This is a genomic window from Nonomuraea sp. NPDC049637 (assembly GCF_040675235.1).
Lineage (GTDB): Bacteria > Actinomycetota > Actinomycetes > Streptosporangiales > Streptosporangiaceae > Nonomuraea.
The window spans coordinates 59995-66367 of sequence record NZ_JBFAOM010000049.1; the positions used below are offsets into that span (position 1 = coordinate 59995).

General features: G+C 74.2%; 6 protein-coding genes. 5 read left to right on the top strand and 1 reads right to left on the bottom strand.

Annotated elements, in window-relative coordinates; all coding sequences use genetic code 11:
* The first annotated feature begins 108 nt into the window (after positions 1 to 108).
* The 3 genes from AB0J71_RS41675 (at position 109) to AB0J71_RS41685 (ending at position 3467) form a co-directional block, all read left to right on the top strand.
* Positions 109 to 1569: a hypothetical protein gene (locus AB0J71_RS41675; protein ID WP_352325243.1), complete on the top strand. Its 1461-nt coding sequence runs from the start codon at positions 109 to 111 to the stop codon at positions 1567 to 1569.
* Positions 1570 to 1618: 49 nt separating this feature from the next.
* The gene (locus AB0J71_RS41680; RefSeq protein WP_352325244.1) at positions 1619 to 2506 is read left to right on the top strand and encodes a hypothetical protein; all 888 of its coding nucleotides are present in this window, start codon (positions 1619 to 1621) and stop codon (positions 2504 to 2506) included.
* A gap of 61 nt (positions 2507 to 2567) precedes the next feature.
* Positions 2568 to 3467: a hypothetical protein gene (locus AB0J71_RS41685; protein WP_364419640.1), complete on the top strand. Its 900-nt coding sequence runs from the start codon at positions 2568 to 2570 to the stop codon at positions 3465 to 3467.
* On the opposite strand, the gene AB0J71_RS41690 is transcribed toward AB0J71_RS41685, so the two are convergent.
* A complete protein-coding gene (locus AB0J71_RS41690; protein ID WP_364419642.1) occupies positions 3437 to 4687 on the bottom strand; it encodes a UDP-N-acetylglucosamine--N-acetylmuramyl-(pentapeptide) pyrophosphoryl-undecaprenol N-acetylglucosamine transferase in 1251 nt (416 codons plus the stop codon). The genes AB0J71_RS41685 and AB0J71_RS41690 overlap by 31 nt on opposite strands.
* A 164-nt stretch (positions 4688 to 4851) precedes the next feature.
* Between AB0J71_RS41690 and AB0J71_RS41695 the strand changes: the two genes are divergently transcribed.
* Together AB0J71_RS41695 and AB0J71_RS41700 are read left to right on the top strand one after the other, a co-directional pair.
* Positions 4852 to 5811 carry a Ppx/GppA phosphatase family protein gene (locus tag AB0J71_RS41695; protein ID WP_352331440.1) on the top strand — a complete coding sequence of 320 codons (960 nt, stop codon included), beginning with the start codon at positions 4852 to 4854 and terminating at the stop codon, positions 5809 to 5811.
* A 58-nt stretch (positions 5812 to 5869) separates the two neighbouring features.
* A complete protein-coding gene (locus tag AB0J71_RS41700; protein WP_352331442.1) occupies positions 5870 to 6247 on the top strand; it encodes a hypothetical protein in 378 nt (125 codons plus the stop codon).
* Positions 6248 to 6373 lie beyond the last annotated feature (126 nt).

Sequence of the window (6373 nt, forward strand, 5' to 3'; positions counted from 1 at the left end):
GCATAACGCGGGCGTAACCAGTTCCGGTGACGCTCAGGTTATCGGCGTCCCGCTGGACTGCCTCCCTGACGACCGGGACCGGCCCGGTCGGCCACGGGGGAGAAGGTCATGGCAGCCACCCTGGCCGGAACGCGTCCGCTCGCGCCCGCCGCGCGCCGCCCGCGCGGCCACGGGCTGTTCGCCTGCGTGCTGGCGCTGGCCGCCGCACTGCGCGTGCTGGTCATGCTCGGGTACGACACGGCGCAGCTGTACTGGTACGACTCCTTCACGTACCTGGACACCGCCGTGCACCTGCGGCCGCAGGCGGCCTTCCACCCAGCCGGGTACTCCTGGTTCCTGTGGGCCCTGCGGCCCTTCCACAGCGTGGAGCTGGTCGCCGGGGTGCAGCACGCCATGGGGCTCGGGGTCGGCGTGATGATCTACGCGTTGCTGCGCCGCCGTTCGCTGCCCGGCTGGGGGGCCGCCCTGGCGACCGTGCCGGTGCTGTTCGACCCGTCCTTCGTCCGGCTGGAGCACGCCGTGCTGTCGGACCTCCAGGTCATCTTCCTGATCACCGCCGCGCTGGTGGTGCTGATGTGGCGCCGGGCCCCCTCGGACGCGCCGCGCGGCCTGCCCGCGGTGCCGTCGGCGCGGGCCGCGGCGGTGGCCGGGCTGCTGCTCGCCCTGGCCGGGCTGACCAGGACCGCCGCCGTGCCGCTGCTCGCCCTGGCGGCCGGCTGGCTGGTGCTGCGCCGCGCACCCTGGCGGCGGGTGGCCGCGCTGGTGCTGGCCGGCGCGCTGCCGCTGGCGGCCTACGCCGGCTGGTACGCCCAGCACCACGGCCGGTTCGCCCTCAGCGGCTCCGACGGCGTCGCCCTGTGGGCCAGGACCATGACCTTCGCCGACTGCTCGATCATCCAGCCGCCGCCCGCCGAGGCCCCGCTCTGCCCGAACGGCACCGTCGCCGACGCCGCCTCGGAGTACGTCTGGGCCCCCGGCGCCTCGCTCAACCGGCTGCCGGGCGACCGGTTCGCCCACAACGACCTGGCCAGGTCCTTCGCGCTGCGCGCCATCGCCGCCCAGCCGCTGGACTACCTGCGCGAGGTGGCCCGCGACACCTCACTCGCCTTCACCTGGTCGCCGGTGCCCCACCCCCGGCGGATGAACCCCTCCACCACCTTCCCCCGCGGCTCCTGGCCGCTGCCCGAGCAGCAGCCCCTCGTCGCGAAGGTGCGCTCGGAGTACGACCCCGGCATCCGCGGCATGAGCTCCGTCGAGCCGTACGCCTCGATCCTGGCCGCCTACCCCTACCCCTGGTTCCTGCACGGCACGGTCTTCGGCGTGCTGCTCCTGGCCGGCGGCCTCGGCTCGGCCGGACGCCGCCGCGCCGCCCTGCTGCCGTGGGCCATGGCGGCGTTCCTGCTGGTGGCCCCGGTGGCCGCCCTCGACTTCGACCACCGGTACGTCCTGCCCGCCATCCCCTTCGCCTGCGTGTCCGCCGCTCTGGCCGTCGCGGGGGCGGGACCGCGGACCTGGGGGTTTCCGGGCCTGACCTTTCAGAGGCTGACATCCTTGCGAAAAAATACGTAATATCCACTGCATCACGAGCGTTGGGGGCGCCAAGGTGCCGGGACAGAGCGTGGGTGTGGTCGTCGATCCGGAGGTTCCTCCGGAGGTCGCGGGGATGCTGCGGGCCAACACTCGGCTGCTGTCCAGGATCCGGTCGGGCTGGGTGCCGCCGGCCGACGCGCGCCCGGGCCGGTGCCGGAACGTCTCCAGCCTCGCCCTGCTGGCCGCCACGCCCGGGGTGGTCGCGCTCATGGCCGTGCTGCTGGCCCTGTCCCACCCGGCCGCCGGGTTCACGTTGCTGGGCACGTTCGTCTTCATCGTCCTGGTCAAGATCGCGTCGATCAGCGAGCTGCCCGAGCACGACGTGTCACGCGACCGCGCGGTGTACGAGCGGGCCCGCCCGTACCGGGACCGCTACCTGCTGCCCGAGGACTTCGACCAGGCCGCCGCGGACGTGCTGACCAGGGCGCAGCGGGCCATCGGCTCGGTGCTGCGCTCGCACGTCAACGCCGAGGGGCTGCTCGACGACGCCCGCAACGCGGTGATGCTGCCCGCCCAGGAGTGGGAGATCGCCCGCCTGCTGGCCAAGCTGTCGGCCTTACGCGCCGAGCACGCCGCGCTGGTGTCCAGGGGCGTCGCCCCCGAGGTGGCCGCCGTGATCGAGCCGCTGGACAGGGCCCTGGCCACCAGCGAGGCCGCCATGATCGCCCGTGTCGAGGCCCTGGAACGTTACGCCGGGCACGTCGCCGAGGCCGAACGCGCCTTCCACGCCCGCGGCCAGATCGAGGAGCTGCGCGCCCGCCTGCCGCGCTACGAGGAGCTGCTGGCCGAGACCGGCGCCGACGCGCTGGCCGTCCCGGAGATCGACCGGCTCGCCGAGGACGCCGACCACCTGGAGCAGGTGTTGCGGCGCAGCGTGCGGTCGGCGCACGAGGCGTTCCGGTACCTGGAGAGCTGACATGCCGGTGGCCGGGCGGAACCGCCCTCGCAGGAGGTGAATCCCCATCCGATCCGACATCATGGCCGACGTGATCGTCGATCCCGGCGTGCCGCCGGCCGACGCGCGGCTGCTCAGGGACAACCGGCGGCTGCTGCTCAGGACGCGCAGGGGCTGGGTCCCGGACGCTCCGGGCCTGCCCGCCGCGCCGTACTGGCGGCTCGGCGCGGTCTGCGGGGCGACCGTCTGCCTCGGCCTGCTGCTGGGCGCCGGAGGGCTCGGCCGCTCGCTGGGGCCGCTGTTGCTCGTGCTGCTCGCCATCCCGCTGATGATCGTGACGTTCGTCCGCACCGAGACGCCGGAGGGGGAGGAGGCCGAGCACGAGCGGCGGGTGCACGCCCAAGCCGTCGGGCACGAGGGCCGGTACGTGCTCCTCGACGACCTCGACGAGTCCTCGCGCAGGCTGCTGCGCCGGGCCCAGCGGGCGGTCGCCACGGTGTCGCAGTCGCGGGTCAACCTCGAAGGGCTGCTGGACGACGTGCGCAACGCGGTGATGCTGCCCGCCCAGGAGTGGGAGATCGCCCGCCTGCTGGCCAAGCTGTCCGGCCTGCGCGCCCGGCACCGGCAGACGCTGTCGGGGGAGAGCGCGCCCGAGGTGGCGGCCGTGGCCGAACCCCTCACCAGGGCGCTGGACAGCAGCGAGCAGGCCGTCGTGGCCCGGGTGGAGGCCCTGGAGCGGTACGCCGCCAACGTGGCCGAGGCCGAACGCGCCTACCGGGCCCGCCAGCAGATCGCCGAGCTGCGCGCCCGGCTGCACGAGTACGAGGAGCTCGTCGCCGAGACCGGCGCGGGCGAGGCCGCGATGGACGAGCTGACCCGCCTGACCGAGGACGCCGACCGCCTGGACCAGGCGCTGAGGCGGAGCGTCAGCTCCGCCCACGAGGCCTTCCGCTACCTGGAGCCGGGCCCTCCCGAACCCTGACCGCCCTGGACTCCGAAGCCCTGACCGGCCTGACCCGCCTGACCGCCCTGGTGGTGCGGCGCGGGGGAGCCGGCGGCGTGCGGCGGGCGGGTTCCGCCGTGGGCGGCCTCCAGGAGCAGGTCGCACAGGGCGTCGGCGGCGTCGAGGCGGCCCAGCTTGGCCGCCGCCTGCCCCATCGCCGCGCGCAGCCCGGGATCGGCCAGCATCGGCATCAGCTCGGCCAGCAGCTGCTCGGCCGTCGGCCGCGGCTCCAGCAACGCCCGCGCGGCCCCCGCCGAGACCAGGTAGCCGGCGTTCTTGCGCTGCTCGTCGCCGCCGGTCGGGATCAGCGGGATCAGCAGCGACGGCTTGCCGATCGCGGTCAGCTCCGACACCGTGCCCGCGCCGCTGCGCGAGATCACCACGTCGGCCGCGGCGAACAGGTCGGGCAGCTCGGCCCCCACGTACGGCACCGGGTGGTAACGGTCGGCCAGGCCGGGCGGCACCTCGACCGCCCGCATCTGGTCGATCCAGGCCGGCCCGCACTGGTGAACGACCTGCGCGTGCGGCAGCAACCGCGGCAGGATCTCGGCGATCAGCGTGTTGATCTGCTTGCTGCCCTGCGCCCCGCCGGTCACGTAGATCAGCGGCACCTCGAACGTCAGCCCGAACAGGTCGTAGGCCGCCGCCCGGTTGCCCTGCAGCAGCTCCGGCCGCACCGGGTTGCCGGTCACCACGGCCTTCGCCCGCGCCGACGGCGGCAGGTACTCCAGCGACGACTCGTGCGACAGCGCGATCCGGGTCGCCAGCCGGGCCAGGATGCGGTTGGCCAGGCCCACCACGGTCGTCTGCTCGTGCATGACCAGCGGGCGGCGGATCAGCTTGGCCGCCACGCCGATCGGCACCGCCACGTACCCGCCGGTGGACAGCACCACGTCGGGCAGGTAGCGGGCGGCGTGCCCCACCGCCTGGAACACCCCGACGGGGATGCGGAACACGTCGGCGATGTTGGTGCCGAGCTCCTTGAGGTTCGGACGGCGGCGCAGCTTGCCCGTGGTGATCGCCTTGAACGGGATGCCGTGCTCGGCCGTGATCCGGGCCTCCAGGCCGTTCTCCGTGCCCACCCACAGCACGTCGTGCGGCACCTGACGTCGCTGGACGGCCGACAGGGTCGTCAGGGCCGGATAGGTGTGACCGCCGGTGCCGCCGCCGGTGATCAGCAGTCGCAGGGTTCGTGACATGCGATCAGACTATGGCCGCGCGGCGGAAGCCCGTGTGCCCGGTCCGGCCGCCGGGCGTGTTCGACGGGCGCGCGGCGGCCCGGTGACGGCCGCCCGGATCTGCCCCGCCCGGCCGGGGCAGATCCGGCTTCGCCCGAAAAGCCGCAGACCGGTAGCGTTTTCCCATGCGACTAGGCGTGCTGGACATCGGCTCGAACACCGTCCATTTACTCGTCGTCGACGCCCACCGGGGCGCGCGGCCCATGCCCGCCTACTCCCACAAGGAAGAGCTGCGCCTGACCCAGTACCTGGGGGCGGACAACAGGCTCGCGCCCGAGGGCATCGAACGGCTCGGCGCGTTCGTCGAGGAGGCGGTGCGCCTGGCCGAGGACAAGGGGGTGGAGGACCTGCTCGCCTTCGCCACCTCCGCCGTGCGCGAGTCGGCCAACGGCGAGCAGGTGCTCGCCGAGATCGACAAGCGCTGCGGCGTGCACATCGCGGTGCTGTCCGGGCGCGACGAGGCCCGGCTGACGTTCCTCGCGGTGCGCCGGTGGTTCGGGTGGTCGTCCGGGCGGCTGCTGGCCTTCGACATCGGCGGCGGCTCGCTGGAGATCGCCGCCGGGGTGGACGAGGAGCCCGACGTCGCGGTGTCGCTGCCGCTCGGCGCCGGGCGGCTGACGCGCGACTGGTTCACCGGCGACCCGCCCTCCGCCGAGGAGGTGCGCAAGCTGCGCAAGCACGTCCGTACGGAGATCGCCCGCACGGTCGGCGACGTGGCCAGGTACGGCGAGCCCGACCGCGCCGTGGCCACCTCCAAGACCTTCAAGCAGCTCGCCAGGATCGCCGGCGCGGCGGCCTCCAGCGAGGGCCCGTACGTCTCGCGCGCCCTCTCCCGCGCCGACATGGCGTCCTGGGCGGCCAGGCTGACCGGCATGAGCTCCGCCGAGCGGGCCGAGCTGTCCGGGGTGTCGGAGGGCCGGGCCGCGCAGCTGGCGGCCGGGGCGCTGGTGGCCGACGCGGCCATGGACCTGTTCGAGGTGGAGCGGCTGGAGGTGTGCCCGTGGGCGCTGCGCGAGGGCGTGATACTGCGCCGGCTCGACCTGCTGCCCGGACGGCTGGACCAGTCGACGGGGATTGCCGAGTAAGGCCGATATATCCCAAAAAATTGGCATAATTCGCTGGTGAGCGGGCACTTTTCGCCCAATGTTGACAGTCCTCGGTACGATCGGCTCCCTGGTGATCGTCTTCGTCCTCATCGTCCTGGCCGTCCTGGTCATCGCGGTGGTCGCGATGCTGGCGATGGCCGCGCTGGCCGGAACGATGGTGGACTGGCACACGTTGTGGCGGCGGCTGACCCGCCGAGGGGCACGGTTGACGCTGAAACTCAGCGCCCCCGAGGCGCCCGCGCGGCTGCGGGCGAAGCTGAGCGGCGGCACGCCCCTGGTGAGCCGCCGTCTCCGGCTCGCGCCCGTGATCCGCGGGGGCGACCGGCGTCCCGACGTGAGCCGTCCCGGCCGGAGCGCCCGCGTTCGCAGGCCCTCCGGCCTGACCACCACCGCCGTCTCCGGCAACGAACAGTGAGGAACGAACAGTGAAAGGGCCGGGGGGGGGGGGCGGCGGGGGGCGGGCCCCCGCGGGGGGGGGGGCGGGCGGCGGGGGTGGGGTGGGCCCCCCCCCCCGGGCCCCGCCCCCGCCGGTAACCGCCGA